Source organism: Oryzomicrobium sp. (assembly GCF_021287045.1).
Lineage (GTDB): Bacteria > Pseudomonadota > Gammaproteobacteria > Burkholderiales > Rhodocyclaceae > Oryzomicrobium.
This window is the reverse complement of the sequence record NZ_JAJTBG010000012.1, coordinates 40,176-55,352: the sequence shown is the minus strand read 5'-3', so window position 1 is coordinate 55,352 and position 15,177 is coordinate 40,176. Positions and strand designations below refer to the sequence as shown.

Here is a 15,177-nt window from a genome sequence, read left to right as displayed (position 1 = left end):
GGCTTTTCACTGTCCCTTCCATGTCCAAACTGCGCGGCTGCACCTTTCCCGACGACCTGCTCTACTGGCCCGAGAACCACCTGTGGTTTCGCCGCGATGCCGATGGCGATGGCCTGCTCACCGTCGGCATCACCCCCCTGGGCCTGGCCCTGTCCGGCGAGATCATCCTGTTCTCGCCCAAGCCCCTGGGGGTGGAGCTCGACCCGGGCCGCTCCTTCGCCCTGCTCGAAGCGGGCAAGACCGTCTTTCCGATCAAGACCCCCCTGGCGGTGCGCATGGTGGACGCCAACCCGGCCCTGGACCCCCTCGCCGCGCCCCTCAACAAGGATCCCTACGGCGTCTGGCTGGCCCGCCTGGCACCCCTCGATTGGGAGGGGCAGCGGGGCGCCCTGCTGTCCTACGCCGAGGCCCGGGGTGAGTTCGAGCGCATCATGGACGTCTACGGTTTCACCGACCCGGCTACCTTCACCCCGCCGCTGACCATGGAGCACCTGCGTGACTACTGAGGCGAAGTGCACGGCGCCTCAGCGCCTGGCCATCCTGGTCTGGGCCGCCGAACCCGAGGCGCCTCAGCGCTGCGCCACCCCCTTCTACTTCGCCGCCACCGCGGCGGCCTTCGACGCCGAGGTGGAGATGTACTTCACCGCCCGGGCGGTGGAGCTGCTGCGCGCCGGCGTCGCCGAAACCCTGTACGCCGCCGCCGGCGAGGTCAACGCTGCCGGCAAGAGCGTCGCCCACTTCCTGCGCGAGGCGGCCGCCCTGGGGGTGAAGATGTACGCCTGCCCCACGGCCATGGCCGCCCAGGGACTGCCCGCCGCCGAGCTGCGCCTTGAAGTCACCGCCCAGGCCGGCGCCGCCGCCTTCATCGGCCGTACCCTGGATGCGGACTGGCGCACCCTGACCTTCTGAGCGGGCCGGCTCGCCATCGGGACTCACCATCGGCATTGCTGCCGATGCGGCCGCTTCCCGGCTGGGGTATAGTCCCGTTCGTCACAACCATTACCGCGCCCTTGGCGCCACTCCGGGAGAACGGTCATGACCTTCGTCGTCACCGACAACTGCATCAAGTGCAAATACACCGATTGCGTGGATGTCTGTCCGGTGGATTGCTTCCACGAGGGGCCCAACTTCCTGGTGATCGACCCGGACGAGTGCATCGACTGCTCGATCTGCGTCCCCGAATGTCCGGCCGAGGCCATCTACGCCGAGGACGATGTGCCCCAGGCCCAGATCCAGTTCATCGCCCTCAACGCCGAGCTGGCCAAGCAGTGGCCGGTGCTGGCCGAGAAGAAGGATTCCCTGCCCGACGCCGACGACTGGAACGGCACCCCGGATAAGCTCCAACACCTGGAGCGCTGACCGCTTGACCCTGCGCGACGCCACTCCCGCGCTCCACACCCTGCCGCCCGGCCCGGACTTCCTGGACCGGGCGGCGGTCTTTGTGCTGGACGCCTTCGCCGCCGCCGGCGCCGATCCGGGTCTGGGCTGGGTGATCGCCCCCAACCTGCACCTGGCCGGCGAGCTGCGCCGCGCCATCGCCCGGGCCGCCGGCCGGCCGATCCTTCTGCCCCGCTGCGACACCCTGGCCCGACTCGCCGCCGCCCAGCCCCTGCCCGAAGGCTGCCCCGCACCCCTGCCGGATTCGGCCCGCCTGCTGCTGCTGCGCCAAGCCCTGGCCGGCCGGCCCTGGTTCCACGACCGGGCCCTGTGGCACGTGGCCGCCGAGCTGCTCACCCTGTTCGACGAGCTTACCGCCCACGCCGTGCGCCTGCCCGGCAGCGCCGACGACTTTGTCGCCCGGCTGGAAAGCGCCTACCGCCTCACCGCCAGCCAGCCCCTGGCCCTCGAAGCCCGGCTGGTGCACGAGCTGTGGCGGGTGTTGAGCGACGACCCCCGTCCCGACAGCGCCGCCGCCCACGCCCTGCGCCTGGGCGCCCTGGCCGAATCCGCCAGCCGCCCCCTGGTGGTGGTGTGCGAACGCCCCTGGGAAGGCGCCGAGGCCGAGTTCCTCGCCGCCTACGCCCGCCGTGCGCCGCTCACCGTGCTGCGCCCGGCGGACCGGGACGGCATGGCGGGCGCGCCGGACACTCCTGGCGCCGCTGACGCCACCCGCGCCATCCCCCGCATTCTTGCCGCCGCCTGGCCGATGCCGCGACGCGGGGAATCCCCGGATGGGGCGGAGGCAGCGAATACAGTGCCCCCCCTGGCCACCCGGGCCCGGGCCATCGCCACGGCCCTGCCGGTTTCCCCCGGTGCCGCCGCCCCCCTGGCCGGGCGCCTGGCCCTGATCCCCGCCCGGGGCCGGGAGGCCGAGGCCCGGGCCGCCACCGCCCAGGTGCTGGCCTGGCTGGGGGAAGGGCGCACCCACCTGGCCCTGATCGCCCAGGACCGCCTCACCGCCCGCCGGGTGCGCGCCCTGCTGGAACGCTACGGCGTGCGGGTGGCCGATGAAACCGGCTGGAAGCTCTCCACCGCCCGGGCCGCCACCCTGGCCGACAGCCTGCTCGAAGTGGCCCTGGGCCAGGCCGGCCGCCACCGCGGCGGGGCGGGAATGGGCGCGGGGCAGGGCGGCGCCTACCACCGGGACGTGCTCGACCTGGCCAAATCCCCCTTCGCCCTGGCCGACTGGCCCGCCGGCCGCCGCGAGGCCGCCGCCACGGCGCTGGAAAAGGCCGTGGCCCGGGCCAACGTGCGCACCGGCCTGGACCGCTTCCGCCGCGCCCTGGGCCTGGAAGCCGAGCGGCTGGCCAAGGCCGCCGGCGAGGGCGGCGCCCTGCCCGCCGCCGACGATGCGGCCCTGGCCGCCGCCCAGGACTTGCTGGTGCGCATCGAGGAGGCGGTGAACCGCCTCGGCCGCCGTCCGGCGCCCCTGCCCGAGTGGATCAAGCGCTTCACCTGGGCCCTGGAAGGGCTGGCTGCCCTGGAGCCCCTGTCCGGCGACGCCGCCGGCGAGGCCCTGCTCACCCTGCTCGCCACCCGGGCCGAGGAACTGGCCGGGGAGACCCTGCCGTTCACCCTGTCGGACTTCCGCCAGTGGCTCGACCGGGAATGCGAGGCCGAAACCTTCCGCGACCGCACCATCGTCAGTCCGGTGGTCATGACCCACCTGGCCGCCGCTTTGCTGCGCCCCTTCGACGGCGCCCTGATCCTGGGGGGCGACGCCGAGCAGCTCGCCCCGCCCCGGCCCGAGTCGGCCTACTTCAACCAGGCGGTGCGCCGCGAACTGGGCCTGCCCGCCCCGGACGGCGCCGCCCGGCTGGAGGCCGACCTGGCCCTGCTGGTCGCCACCGTGCCCCGGGTGGCCGTGACCTGGCAGGAGGAGCGGGACGGCGAGGCCCGCCTGCTCGCCCCCTGTCTCGACCGTCTCTCCCTGCTGCACCGCCTGGCCTGGGGCGACGACCTGAAGCGCCCGCCCCTGGGGTTGCCCGAGGCGCCGCCCCCGGCCACCCTGGCCGACCTGCCGCAGGTTCCCTTGCCGGCGCCCCTGGCCCAGGCCGCCCCGGTGCTCACCCCGGACGACCTGCCCGAGGCGCTGACGGTGAGCGCCCTGGCCGACCTGGTGGCCTGCCCCTACCGCTTCTTCACCCGCCGCGTGCTCCGCCTGGGCGAGGCCGACGAGGTGGCCGAAGGGCTGGACAAGGCCGGCTACGGCGAGCTGATCCACGGCGTGCTGGAAGGCTTCCACCGCGCCCACCCGGTCATCGCCGACCTGGCGCCGGAAACCGCCCTGGCCGAACTCCAGGCGGCGGTGGACGAGGCCTTCCGCCCGGTGGTGGGGGACCACTACCTGTCGGTGGCCTGGCGCCTGCGCTGGGAAGCCCGGCTCACCGCCTACCTGGACTGGCAGCGCGGCAAGGAAGCCGCCGGCTGGCGCTGGCAGGACGGCGAGCGGCCCTTCGAGCGGGTGCTGCCCCTGGCCGACGGCGGTGCCGTGACCCTCAAGGGGCGCATCGACCGCATCGACGTGCACCCGGACGAGGGCACCGCCCTGTTCGACTACAAGCTGAAACGCATCGATGCCCTCAAGAAGGCCCTGCCCGAGGACGTGCAACTGCCCGCCTACGGCTGGCTTGCCGCCCCGGGGCTGGAAGCGGCCGATCTGCCTCCGGTTTCCCAGGCGGCCTACGTGGCCCTGGACGATGCGGAGGTGGGCCAGGTATCGGTCCAGGGCGACCCGGGGGAGGCTGGCGAAGCCCAGGCCGAGCGCCTCGCCCGGGCCTACGTCGACATGCGCGCCCGCGCGCCCCTGCCGGCCCACGGCAGCGTCAGCGCCTGCGCCTGGTGCGAGGCCGCCGGCCTGTGCCGCACCCCGCACCGGGGCTGACCCGGGATGATTGCCGAACCAACCGTCATGACCACCGACGACCTGATCCGCCTCGCCCTCGACCCCCGCCGTTCGGTGGTGGTGGAAGCCTGCGCCGGCAGCGGCAAGACCTGGCTGCTGGCCTCCCGCATCCTGCGCCTGCTGCTGGCCGGCACGGCCCCCTCCGAAATCCTGGCCATCACCTTCACCCGCAAGGCTGCCCGGGAGATCGAGGAACGGGTGCGCGGCTGGCTGCGTGACATGGCGGTGGCCGACGACGCCGCCCTGGGCCGCTTCCTGGCCGAGCGGGCGATTCCTCTTGCCGACCAGTCGCCGGGCCTGCGCGACAAGGCCCGGGGCCTCTACGAGGCGGTGCTGGCCGCCGAACCTGGGCTGTCGGTGCACACCTTCCACGGCTGGTTTCTGCAACTGGCGGCCAGTGCGCCGCTCACCGCCGGCTGTGCCGGCGTATCCCTGGCCGACGCCCCGGCCCGGCTGCTGGCCGAGGTGTGGGAAGAATTTGCCGAGGCCCAGGGCGCCGCCCCGGACACCCCGGTGGCTTTGGCCTTCCTGCGCCTGCTGGCGGAGCAGGGCGGGGCCGGGGCCTATGCCCTGATGACCGACCTGGCCTCCCGCCGCGCCGAGTGGATGACCCTGGTGGGGGAAGACGAGCCGGACGAGGCTGCCGCACCTGAGAACGGCGCGGACGGACTCGACCCCGCCACCGCCACGCCTGCCGCCGCCCGGGCCCTGGACGCCCTGCTGCCGGCCCTGGGCGACGGTTCCGCTCCCACCGCCGCGGACGCCTACGCCGCCCTGTTCCCGCCGGGTTGGGAACTGGAATGGCAGGCCCTGCTCGGCGCCCTGGAAGTGGGTACGGGCAAGGAGCAGGACCAGGCGGCGGTGCTGCGCCAGGCGCTGGCGGAGGCCGATCCCGCGCACCGCTTTGCGCTGCTGTGCGCCATGAGCCTGACCAAGGAAGGATCGCCCCTGGCGCGCAAGCCCAGCGCCGCCTCGGCCAAGCGCCTGGGCAGCGAGGCCGCCGCCGAGGCCTTCGTCGCCCGCCACCAGCGCCTGTGCGGCGAATTGCTCGCCTGCCGCGCCCGGCTGGCCAACGCCGCCTGCTACGCCTTCAACGGCGACGCCGCCCTGGTCGGCGCCGCCTTCCTCGCCGCCCTGGACCGGCACAAGGCCGCCCGGGGGGTGATCGACTTCGTGGACGCCGAATGGCGCGTCGCCAAGCTGCTCGCCGACGACACCCAGGCGGCCTTTCTCCAGGCCCGGCTGGACGCCCGCTACCGGCACATCCTGCTCGACGAGTTCCAGGACACCAACCCCCTGCAATGGGCCATCCTGCGCGGCTGGCTGGCGGCCTACCCGGAAGGGGAGGCGGCGCCCCAGGTGTTCCTGGTGGGGGACCCGAAGCAGTCAATCTACCGCTTCCGCCGCGCCGAACCGCGCCTGTTCGCCGCCGCCGCCGATTTCCTCGAACACAACTTCCACGCCGTGCGCCTGGCCCAGGACCGCACCCGGCGCAACGCCAAAGCGATCATCGACGGGGTGAACGCCCTGTTCGCCGCCGAGCCCCTGTTCACCCCCTTCCGCCCCCAGGAGTCCCTGGCCGGCGACCTGCCCGGGCGCATCGAGCTGCTGCCTCTGGTGGCCGATGACGGCGACGACGCTGCGGCTGCGGCAGGGGAGGGGGGCGGTGCCGAGCCCCCGCGTCTGCGCGACCCCCTGCGCGAGCCCGAGGTGGAAGCCGAGGATTCCCGCCGGGAGCGGGAGGCGGCCCTGGTCGCCGCCACCATCGCCCGGGCCGTGGGGCGCTGGGCCGTCCATCCCCAGGGCGCTGGCGGTCCGGTACGGCCGGCCCGCTGCGGCGACTTCCTCATCCTGTCCCGCACCCGGCGCGGCTTCGCCCCGGTGGAAGCGGCCCTGCGCGCCGCCGGCATTCCCTACCTGGCGGCTTCCCGGGGCGGCCTGCTCGGCACCCTGGAGGCCCGGGACCTGGCGGCCCTGATCGCCTTTCTGGTGCTGCCCGCCGACGACCTGGCCCTGGCCCAGGTGCTGCGCTCGCCCCTGTTCGACTTCACCGACGCCGACCTGCTGGCGGTGAGCCGGGCCGGGGGCGGCCCTTGGTGGGCGCGCCTCAAGCGCCTGGTGGCCGGCAGCGCCGATGCCGTTGATTCCTCCCCGGAATTCGCCGCCGCGCCGACTCCGGCCGAGGCTGCCGCCCTGGCCCGCCGCCGCCGCGCCGTGGACCTGCTGCGCCGCTGGCGTCGCGCCGCCCTGGAACTGCCCGCCCACGACCTGCTCGACCGGGTGTTCCACGAGGGCGAGGTGCTGGCCCGTTACCGGGCGTCCCTGGGCGAGGCCGCCTACGGGGCCGTGGCCGCCAACCTGCAAGCCGTGCTGCAACTGGCCCTGGACCAGGGCGGCGGCCGCTACCCGAGCCTGCCCCGCTTTCTCGACGCCCTGCGCGAGCTGGCCGACGCCGACCCGGAAGAGGCCCCGGACGAGGGCGAGCTGGACGACACCAACGGTGCCGGTGGCAACGGTAGCGACGGCGGCCGGGTGCGCCTGCTCACGGTCCATGCCGCCAAGGGCCTGGAGGCCCCCTTCGTCTGGCTGGTGGATGCCAACGCCCCGGGCGGCGGCCGCCACGACACAGTGGGCTGGGCGGTGGAATGGCCCCCCGAGGCCGAGGCCCCGGCCTGGTTGGCCGCCTGGCGCAGCGAGGACCGCAAGCAATCGGCGCTTTCCGCTTGGTTCGACCAGGAAAAGGCCCTGGCCGAGCGGGAGGCCCTCAACCTGCTGTACGTGGCTATCACCCGGGCCAGGCAAGGCTTCTTCGCCAGCGGCATCGTGCCTAAGCGTGCGGTGAACGCGCCGACCCCCTACGGCCGCATCGCCGGGGCCCTGGGCCGCCTCGGCGCCCTGGCCGAGGATGCAAAACCCGGCCAAGGCGCGGCCTACGGCGCTACGCTGGAGATGGCGCAGGACGGAGATTTCCAGGCCGCCATTGCGGAACCCCGCGTCCCTATTGGTTCTCCGGGCGATGCCTCTGGAGAGGCGCGTCCCGCCGGGCCTTCCATGGCGCCCCTGCCGGCGGCGCCCATTGGCGAGCGGCGAGCCGAGCAGGGCGAGGCGGAGCGTTACGGCACGGCCCTGCACGCCGCCCTGGAAGCACTCTCCGACGGCCTGCCCCTGCCCGAATCCGCCGATCCGCTGCTGGCCCGGGCCCACGCCGCCGGAGCCAAGCTGTTCGCCCATCCGGACCTGGCGCCCTTCTTCGATCCGGCCCGCTACAAGCGCGCCTGGAACGAGCTGGAGATGGGCCTGCCCGACGGCTCGGTGCTACGGGCCGACCGGGTGGTGGAAACCGAGGAGGCGGTGTGGGTGGGGGACTACAAATCGGGCACGGCGGACACGCCCCGGCTGGCCGACTACCGGGCCCAGGTGCGTGGCTACTGCACCACCCTGGCGGCCCTTTTCCCCCTGCCGGTGCGCGGCGCACTGATCTTTGCCGACGCTTCCGTGGTCGAAGTGTGAACGTGTGAGTGTGTCGGAAAGCTACGGCGTTGCCCCTGCCGCCCCGAGCCGGGGCAACGCCGTGATTTCCTTGGCATCCGGGGGGCGGGGCCGCATTTTTGCTCTTCCCCAAAATAGTGCGATGCACTACCATCCGCCCATTAAATTTTTAGCCACGGATGGCGCGGCGTTCGAAGCAGAAGCCGGCCAGTTCCGATAAAGGGGAAGAGCATGAAAGTCCGGGAAATTCTGCGCATCAAGGGTTCGGTGCTGTTCACCGCCATGCCCCAGCAGACCCTCGACGGCGCGGTGGAAGTGATGGCCAACCACGACGTGGGCTCCCTGGTGGTGATGGGGGGCGGCAAGATGGTGGGCATGCTGACCTTCCGCGAAGTGCTCAAGGCCGTGGCCAGCCGCGCCACCAACTTCTGTGGCGGCGCCCTCGACCAGGTCAAGGTCGAGGAAGTGATGATCCGCAACCCGGCCTTCGCCACCCCGGACATGGACGTGAACGACCTGCGCCGCCTGATGATCGACCAGCACCAGCGCTACCTGCCGGTGATGGACGGCGAGCTGCTGATGGGCGTGGTGTCCTTTCTCGACGTGGCCAAGTCGGTGCTCGAAGAGCAGAGCTTCGAGAACAAGATGCTGAAGAACTACATCAAGAACTGGCCCGAAGGGGACGGCGGCGCCGCCGCCTGAGGACGGCGGATGGACGACGATCCGGCAACGGCCACCTTCGGGTGGCCGTTTTGCTTGGTGCTCCGGCGATTTGGCGGCGAGAGCGTGGCGTTGGCGGTGGGGGTGTTCCCGCCGGGCAAAAAATGGGTAGAATCGACGGCATCAAACGATCGTTTGAATTATGTCGGCCCGATTGACGGATGCCGGACCAACAAGAAACCGCCGCCTCGAGCGGTCGACCAATAACCAGGGCTTAGCCATTGGAGGAGAACACATGGAACAACACGAGCTCGCGGACCGCCTGTGGCTGAAGAGCTACCCGGAGGGGGTGCCGGCGGAAATCGACGTCAATGAATTCGCCTCCCTGGGCGAGCTGTTCGAGAAAAGCTGCGCCAAGTTCGCCAACCGGGTGGCCTACCTGAACATGGACGTGGGCATCACCTACCGGGAGCTGGAGCAGCGCTCCCGCGACTTCGCCGCCTACCTCCAGGACGTGATCAAGCTGCCCCGGGGCGCCCGGGTGGCGCTGATGATGCCCAACGTCCTGCAATACCCGGTGTGCATGTTCGGCATCCTGCGCGCCGGCTACGTGGTGGTGAACTGCAACCCCCTCTACACCCCCCGGGAGCTGGCGCACCAGCTGGCCGATTCCGGCGCCGAGGCCATCGTGGTGGTGGACAACTTCGCCCACACCCTGCAAGAGTCCCTGCCCCACGCCCCCGCCCTCAAGCACGTGCTGGTCACCGGCCTGGGGGATTTCTTCCCGGCGGTGAAGCGCACCGTGGTGAATTTCGTGGTGCGCAAGGTCAAGAAGATGGTGCCGGACTGGTCGATCCCCGGCGCCGTGCCGCTCAACCGGGCCATGGCCCAGGGGGCGGCGGCCCGCTTCACCCCGGTCAAGGTGACCCACGACGACATCGCCTACCTGCAATACACCGGTGGCACCACCGGGGTGGCCAAGGGCGCCATGCTCACCCACCGCAACATCATCGCCAACCTGCAACAGGCCCACGCCTGGATTGAGCCCTTCCTCCAGGGCGAGCAGCAGCTGATCATCACGGCCCTGCCGCTGTACCACATCTTCGCCCTCACCGCGAACTGCCTGACCTTCTTCAAGGAGGGGGCGACCAACGTACTGATCACCAACCCGCGGGACATCCCCGGATTCGTCAAGGAGCTGGGCAAGTACCCGTTCACCGTCATCACCGGGGTGAACACCCTGTTCAACGCCCTGCTCAACAACCCGGACTTCGCCAAACTCGATTTCAGCCACCTGCGCGCCGCCCTGGGCGGCGGCATGGCGGTGCAGAAGGCGGTGGCGGAGAAATGGCAGAAGGTCACCGGCAAGGCCCTGGTGGAAGCCTACGGCCTCACCGAGACTTCGCCTGCCGCCACCATCAACCCCCTGAGCCTGGCCGAGTTCAACGGCGCCATCGGCCTGCCCATCTCCAGCACCGAGGCGTCGATCCGCGACGACAACGGCAACCCCCTGCCCATCGGCCAGGCCGGCGAGCTGTGCATCCGCGGGCCCCAGGTGATGAAGGGCTACTGGCAGCGCCCCGACGAGACCGCCGGCGTGTTCTGGTCCGACGGCTTCCTGCGCACCGGCGACGTGGGAGTGATGGATGAGCAGGGTTTCGTGCGCATCGTGGATCGCAAGAAGGACATGATCCTGGTGTCCGGCTTCAACGTGTATCCCAACGAGGTCGAGGCGGTGGTGGCGATGCATCCCGGGGTGATGGAAGTGGCTGCCGTGGGCGTGCCCGACGAGCGTTCCGGCGAGGCGGTGAAGATTTACGTGGTGAAGAAGGACCCAGCCCTCACCGCCGAGGCCCTGGTGGCCCACTGCCGCGACAACATGACCGCCTACAAGGTGCCGCACCTGGTGGAGTTCCGCGAGGAGCTGCCCAAGACCAACGTGGGCAAGATCCTGCGCCGCGCCTTGAAGGACGAGGCCAAGCAGCAGGCGGCGCGCAAGGTGGCCTGATACGGAGCTGCACCGCGGCACCAACGACAAAGCGCCCCGCGGGGCGCTTTGTCGTTGACGGGGGCCAAGGCAGGGGTCGTCGGCCGGGCTGTCTACAGTGCCTATGTTGCCTACAGCACCATCGCCGCGATCCAGCCGGCGGCCAGCACCGGCAGGTTGTAGTGCAGGAAGGTGGGCACCACCGTGTCCCACATGTGGTCGTGTTGGCCGTCCACGTTGAGGCCGGCGGTGGGGCCCAGGGTTGAGTCCGAGGCCGGGCTGCCCGCGTCCCCCAGAGCGCCGGCGGTGCCTACCAGGCAGACCACGGCGGCCGGGGAGAAGCCCAGTTGCAGGGCGAAGGGCACGTACAGGGTGGCGATGATCGGCACCGTGGAGAACGACGAGCCGATGCCCAGGGTGACGATCAGCCCCACCACCAGCATCAGCAAGGCACCGAGGGCCTTGCTGCCGGACACCAGCTGCACCGAGTTTTCCACCAGGGAGGCTACGTGGCCGGTGGCCTTCATCACCTCGGCGAAGCCGGCGGCGGCGATCATGATCAGGCCGATGGTGGCCATCATGCGCATGCCGTCGGCGAACACCGTGTCGGCGCGTTTGAGCGGCACCGCGCCGCCGGCTACGCACAGGGCGAAACCGGCCAGGGCGCCGAGCAGCATGGAGTCGGCCCAGATCTGCACGGCGAAGGTGGCGGCCACCGCCAGCCCGGCCACCGTCAGGGAGCGGCGCGTGTAGGCGACGGATTCCCGCTCCACCGCGTCGATGGCCGCCAGGTCGTAGCGGCGCGGCCGGCGGTAGCTGACGAATACCGCCAGCAGCAGCCCGGCGAGCATGCCCAGGGCGGGGATGGTCATGATGCCGCTGATATCCAGGCGGGCGATGACGTCGGCGCCCAGCCCGGCTTTTTCCACGTTGCCGAGCAGGATCTGCTTGAGGAAGATTTCGCCGAAGCCCACCGGGAACCACATGTAGGGGGTGATCAGGCCGAAGGTGAGCAGGCAGGCCACCAGGCGCCGGTCTACCTTGAGGCCCGCCAGGGTGTGCAGCAGGGGCGGTACCACTAGGGGAATGAAGGCGATATGGATGGGCAGCAGGTTCTGGGACGAGATGGCGAGCAGCAGCAGGGCGCCCAGGATGGCCCATTTGATCCGCCCGGCGTTGCGCCCCGGGGCGGCGGCCAGGCGCTTTTCGAGGAAATCGGCCAGGGCGTGGGGCAGGCCCGATTCGGCCAGGGCCAGGGCGAAGGCGCCGAGCAGGGCGTAGGACAGGGCCACCCCGGCACCGCCGCCCAGGCCGTTGTTGAAGGCGGTCAGGGTGGCCTTCAGGTCCAGCCCGCCCACCAGCCCGCCGGCCACGGCGGAGAGGAGGAGGGCGATGACCACGTGGATACGGGCGAGGGACAGCCCCAGCATCAGGGCGACGGCGAGCAGGACGGCGTTCATGGGAAAGCGTTGCAAAACAATGGCATGGCCGGTGCGGCCAGGAAGGCGCGCACCTTACCGGATGCATCGGGGCTTGGCTATGTTTCTTGCCGGGTCCGTGAAAAAATTTTCTTGCACCGCCGCAATTTTTGGCAGAAACTTCGCGCTTACCCGTAGTTTTGCGTGGGTGGTTATCCGCCATCCTCGCGGTTAGTTTCAGACGTTACCCACGTTGCTTCCAGCCGCCTCATCGAGCGGTTGCCGTAGCGGCCCAGCCTCCGTCGTTTCTTCGACCCTTTGACTCTGCCCACCGCCAACATCATGTTCCGCACCCTGGTCGCAGTCCCCGTCGTAGTCGTCGTAGGCGTAGTCGTTACTATGCCGGCGCGGGGTTGCGCGAGCTGAACGAAGCGGTCCAGACACTGACCGAACCGAATCCAGAAACCCCCGCCGGCGACGCCGACGGGGGTTTCGCCTTTTGGGGCCTCCTGCCGGCGACGAACAGCCAGCCCAGCAACCTGGACGCGGTGATCCGAACCCGAGAATTGCAAGGAGCCTCCATGACGACCCAACCCAAGACCATCACCCTGACCGGCGCCCAGCTCGCCGTGCGCCTGCTCGAACGCCAGGGCGTGCGCATCGTTTCCGGCATTCCCGGCGGCGCCATCCTGCCCTTCTACGACGCCCTGTCCCAGTCCCAGGCGATCCGCCACGTGCTGGCCCGCCATGAGCAGGGCGCCGGCTTCATCGCCCAGGGCATGACCCGGGCCACCGGCGTTCCGGCGGTGTGCCTGGCCTCCTCCGGCCCCGGCGCCACCAACCTGCTGACGGCGATCGCCGACGCCAAGCTCGATTCGATTCCCATCGTGGCCATCACCGGCCAGGTGCCCCAGAGCATGATCGGCACCGACGCCTTCCAGGAGGTGGACACCTATGGGCTGACCATCCCCATCACCAAACACAACTTCATGGTCAGCTCGGCCCACGAACTGCTCGAAGTGATTCCCCGGGCCTTCCGCCTGGCCCTGTCCGGCCGTCCCGGCCCGGTGCTGGTGGACATTCCCAAGGACGTCCAGGTCCAGTCCATCGAACTGCCCGCCGACGAATCCGCCTGGCCCGCCCCGGGCGTGGCCGACCCGCTGCCGGAAGTGCCGGCCGAGCCCCTGGCCATCGCCGCCGAGATGATCAACGGCGCCCAGCGGCCGCTCCTCTACCTGGGCGGCGGCGTGGTGCATTCCGGTGCCTCGCTGCTGGCCACGGCCCTGGCCGAGAAGGCCTCCCTGCCCACGGTGATGACCCTGATGGCCCTGGGCGCCATGCCGGTGGATCATCCCCTGTCCCTGTCCATGCTCGGCATGCACGCCGCCCGCTGCACCAACCTGGCCCTGGAAGAGTGCGACCTGCTGATCGCCGTGGGTGCCCGCTTCGACGATCGGGCCACCGGCAAGCTCTCCCAGTTCTGCCCCCAGGCCAAGATCATCCACGTGGACATCGATCCCTCCGAACTGGACAAGCTCAAAGCCGCCCACGTCGGTCTGCACGGCGACGTGGGCCAGGTGCTGAAGGGCCTGCTGCCCCTGGTCAAGCCGGTGATCCGTGAAGAATGGCTGGGCCGCGTCGCCCAGCTCAAGCGCGACTTCCCCCTGGTCATGCCCAAGGTCGAGGATTCCCGCAGCCACTACGGCCTGGTCAAGGCCGTGGCCGACGCCCTGGACGATTCGGCGGCCATCGCCACCGACGTGGGCCAGCACCAGATGTGGGTGGCCCAGGCCTACCCCCTGCGCCGGCCGCGCCAGTGGCTGACCTCCGGCGGCCTCGGCACCATGGGCTTCGGCGTGCCCGCCGCCCTGGGCGCTGCTCTGGCCGAGCCGGAGCGCACCGTGGTGTGCTTCACCGGCGACGGCAGCCTGCTGATGAACATCCAGGAGTTCGCCACCCTGGCCGAGGAAGAGGCCAACGTGAAGGTGGTGTTGATGAACAATGCCTCCCTGGGCCTGGTGTACCAGCAGCAGACCCTGTTCTACGGCGAGCGCACCTTCGCCTCCAAGTACAAGGGCATTCCCGACTTCATGGCCCTGGCCAAGGCCTTCGGCCTGGACGCGGTGGATCTGGACGAGGCCGCCGACGACGCCGGGGCCCGGGCCATGCTCGGGGAGGCCCTCAACCGCCGCGGTCCCTGCCTGATCCACGTCAGCATCGACGTGGCCGAGAAGGTGTTCCCCATGGTGCCCCCGGGCGCCGCCAACAAGGAAATGATCGGCTGAGTCCGGGAGGAATGAACATGAACGCAAGCACCCAATCCGAACGCCAGGCCCTCGCCTGCACCGTGGTCGAGCTCGACGTGAATAACCATGCCGGCGTGATGAGCCACGTGGTCGGCCTGTTCTCCCGCCGCGCCTACAACGTCGAAGGCATCGTCGTGCTGCCCCAGGGCGATGGCGCCACCAGCCGCATCTGGTTGCAGGTCAACGAGGACGCCCGCCTGGAGCAGATGATCAAGCAGGTGGAAAAGCTCGAGGACGTGCTGGCCGTCCGCCGCCACGGCAACCAGCACCCGGTGTTCGAGCGCCTGGAGGAATTCACCCGGGCTTGACCCGGGGGCGGGCCGGTGCCCGCACCGTTCCCGCGCTTCAGCCTGTACCTCAGCGGGCCGCCTCCGGGCGGCCCGTCGTCATTTCTGCCCCCTGGACGGGGCGCCCGGCCTGGGCCATGCTGGCTGGATCGACCACTTTCCCTCATTCGCCATGGTCAAACTCAAGCGTGCCTATGAACCGCCCAGCCCCGCCGACGGCCGCCGGGTGCTGGTGGACCGCCTGTGGCCCCGGGGCGTGACCAAGGCCGAGGCCGGCCTGGACCTCTGGCTCAAGGACGTGGCGCCGAGCACCGCCCTGCGCCAGTGGTTCGGCCACGATCCGGCCAAGTGGGACGAATTCCGCCGCCGCTACCTGGCCGAACTGGCCGAGCCGGGACCGGCCGCCGCCCTGGCCGAGCTGCGCCAGCTGGCCGCCGCCGGTCCCCTGACCCTGGTCTACAGCACCCGGGAGACGGAGCGCAACCACGCGATCGTGCTGCGCGACCTGTTGCTGGCCCGCGGCACCTAAAGGCGCCCTGGCGGAAGGCGCTGCGGTGCCCTGTGGCGGCGGCAGAGTGCGCTGAGTAGGTGGGTGCGGCGCAGGCTTGTCGGGCGCCCGGACCCGATCCGCTGCGCTGTGGTGTTGATCCCGCTACCGGCGGGAAACCCCGTGATCCAGCGACGA

Annotated in this window: 12 protein-coding genes; 11 read left to right on the top strand and 1 reads right to left on the bottom strand. The window is 70.8% G+C overall.

Features of this window, described 5'->3' with window-relative positions:
- The first annotated feature begins 20 nt into the window (after positions 1-20).
- The 8 genes from LWW89_RS13800 to fadD all read left to right on the top strand — a co-directional run bounded on the left by LWW89_RS13800 (position 21) and on the right by fadD (position 10,502).
- On the top strand, positions 21-506 hold the full coding sequence (locus LWW89_RS13800) for a hypothetical protein (protein ID WP_293265132.1): 486 nt from the start codon (positions 21-23) through the stop codon (positions 504-506).
- Positions 496-909: a DsrE family protein gene (locus LWW89_RS13795; protein WP_293265130.1), complete on the top strand. Its 414-nt coding sequence runs from the start codon at positions 496-498 to the stop codon at positions 907-909. Before LWW89_RS13800 ends, LWW89_RS13795 begins: the two co-directional genes overlap by 11 nt.
- Positions 910-1,035: 126 nt before the next feature.
- Positions 1,036-1,359: a ferredoxin FdxA gene (gene fdxA / locus LWW89_RS13790; protein WP_293265128.1), complete on the top strand. Its 324-nt coding sequence runs from the start codon at positions 1,036-1,038 to the stop codon at positions 1,357-1,359.
- Positions 1,360-1,363: 4 nt separating this feature from the next.
- Positions 1,364-4,324 carry a PD-(D/E)XK nuclease family protein gene (locus tag LWW89_RS13785; RefSeq protein ID WP_293265126.1) on the top strand — a complete coding sequence of 987 codons (2,961 nt, stop codon included), beginning with the start codon at positions 1,364-1,366 and terminating at the stop codon, positions 4,322-4,324.
- A 27-nt stretch (positions 4,325-4,351) separates the two neighbouring features.
- Complete coding sequence (locus tag LWW89_RS13780) at positions 4,352-7,855, top strand: UvrD-helicase domain-containing protein (protein WP_293265124.1); 3,504 nt, start codon at positions 4,352-4,354, stop codon at positions 7,853-7,855.
- A gap of 210 nt (positions 7,856-8,065) precedes the next feature.
- Positions 8,066-8,536 carry a CBS domain-containing protein gene (locus tag LWW89_RS13775; protein WP_293265122.1) on the top strand — a complete coding sequence of 157 codons (471 nt, stop codon included), beginning with the start codon at positions 8,066-8,068 and terminating at the stop codon, positions 8,534-8,536.
- Positions 8,537-8,545: 9 nt separating this feature from the next.
- On the top strand, positions 8,546-8,761 hold the full coding sequence (locus tag LWW89_RS13770; RefSeq protein ID WP_293265120.1) for a hypothetical protein: 216 nt from the start codon (positions 8,546-8,548) through the stop codon (positions 8,759-8,761).
- Between the two features lie 28 nt (positions 8,762-8,789).
- The gene (fadD, locus tag LWW89_RS13765; RefSeq protein WP_293265118.1) at positions 8,790-10,502 is read left to right on the top strand and encodes a long-chain-fatty-acid--CoA ligase FadD; all 1,713 of its coding nucleotides are present in this window, start codon (positions 8,790-8,792) and stop codon (positions 10,500-10,502) included.
- Positions 10,503-10,612: 110 nt separating this feature from the next.
- On the opposite strand, the gene LWW89_RS13760 is transcribed toward fadD, so the two are convergent.
- A complete protein-coding gene (locus LWW89_RS13760) occupies positions 10,613-11,941 on the bottom strand; it encodes a Na+/H+ antiporter NhaC family protein (protein WP_293265116.1) in 1,329 nt (442 codons plus the stop codon).
- Between the two features lie 539 nt (positions 11,942-12,480).
- Between LWW89_RS13760 and ilvB the strand changes: the two genes are divergently transcribed.
- From ilvB to LWW89_RS13745, 3 genes are all read left to right on the top strand, one after another.
- Positions 12,481-14,184 (top strand): acetolactate synthase large subunit, encoded by a 1,704-nt coding sequence (ilvB, locus tag LWW89_RS13755; RefSeq protein WP_293265114.1) that lies wholly within the window; start codon positions 12,481-12,483, stop codon positions 14,182-14,184.
- A 17-nt stretch (positions 14,185-14,201) separates the two neighbouring features.
- Complete coding sequence (gene ilvN, locus LWW89_RS13750) at positions 14,202-14,513, top strand: acetolactate synthase small subunit (RefSeq protein WP_293265112.1); 312 nt, start codon at positions 14,202-14,204, stop codon at positions 14,511-14,513.
- Positions 14,514-14,664: 151 nt separating this feature from the next.
- The gene (locus tag LWW89_RS13745; protein ID WP_293265110.1) at positions 14,665-15,021 is read left to right on the top strand and encodes a DUF488 domain-containing protein; all 357 of its coding nucleotides are present in this window, start codon (positions 14,665-14,667) and stop codon (positions 15,019-15,021) included.
- Positions 15,022-15,177: the final 156 nt, after the last annotated feature.

Bases quoted from the DNA above. Each gene is read 5' to 3' on its own strand.
- LWW89_RS13800 (WP_293265132.1), top strand. From the start codon at position 21: ATGTCCAAACTGCGCGGCTGCACCTTTCCCGACGACCTGCTCTACTGG.
- fdxA (WP_293265128.1), top strand. From the start codon at position 1,036: ATGACCTTCGTCGTCACCGACAACTGCATCAAGTGCAAATACACCGAT.
- LWW89_RS13780 (WP_293265124.1), top strand. From the start codon at position 4,352: ATGACCACCGACGACCTGATCCGCCTCGCCCTCGACCCCCGCCGTTCG.
- LWW89_RS13775 (WP_293265122.1), top strand. From the start codon at position 8,066: ATGAAAGTCCGGGAAATTCTGCGCATCAAGGGTTCGGTGCTGTTCACC.
- LWW89_RS13770 (WP_293265120.1), top strand. From the start codon at position 8,546: ATGGACGACGATCCGGCAACGGCCACCTTCGGGTGGCCGTTTTGCTTG.
- fadD (WP_293265118.1), top strand. From the start codon at position 8,790: ATGGAACAACACGAGCTCGCGGACCGCCTGTGGCTGAAGAGCTACCCG.
- LWW89_RS13760 (WP_293265116.1), bottom strand. From the start codon at position 11,941: ATGAACGCCGTCCTGCTCGCCGTCGCCCTGATGCTGGGGCTGTCCCTC.
- ilvB (WP_293265114.1), top strand. From the start codon at position 12,481: ATGACGACCCAACCCAAGACCATCACCCTGACCGGCGCCCAGCTCGCC.
- ilvN (WP_293265112.1), top strand. From the start codon at position 14,202: ATGAACGCAAGCACCCAATCCGAACGCCAGGCCCTCGCCTGCACCGTG.
- LWW89_RS13745 (WP_293265110.1), top strand. From the start codon at position 14,665: ATGGTCAAACTCAAGCGTGCCTATGAACCGCCCAGCCCCGCCGACGGC.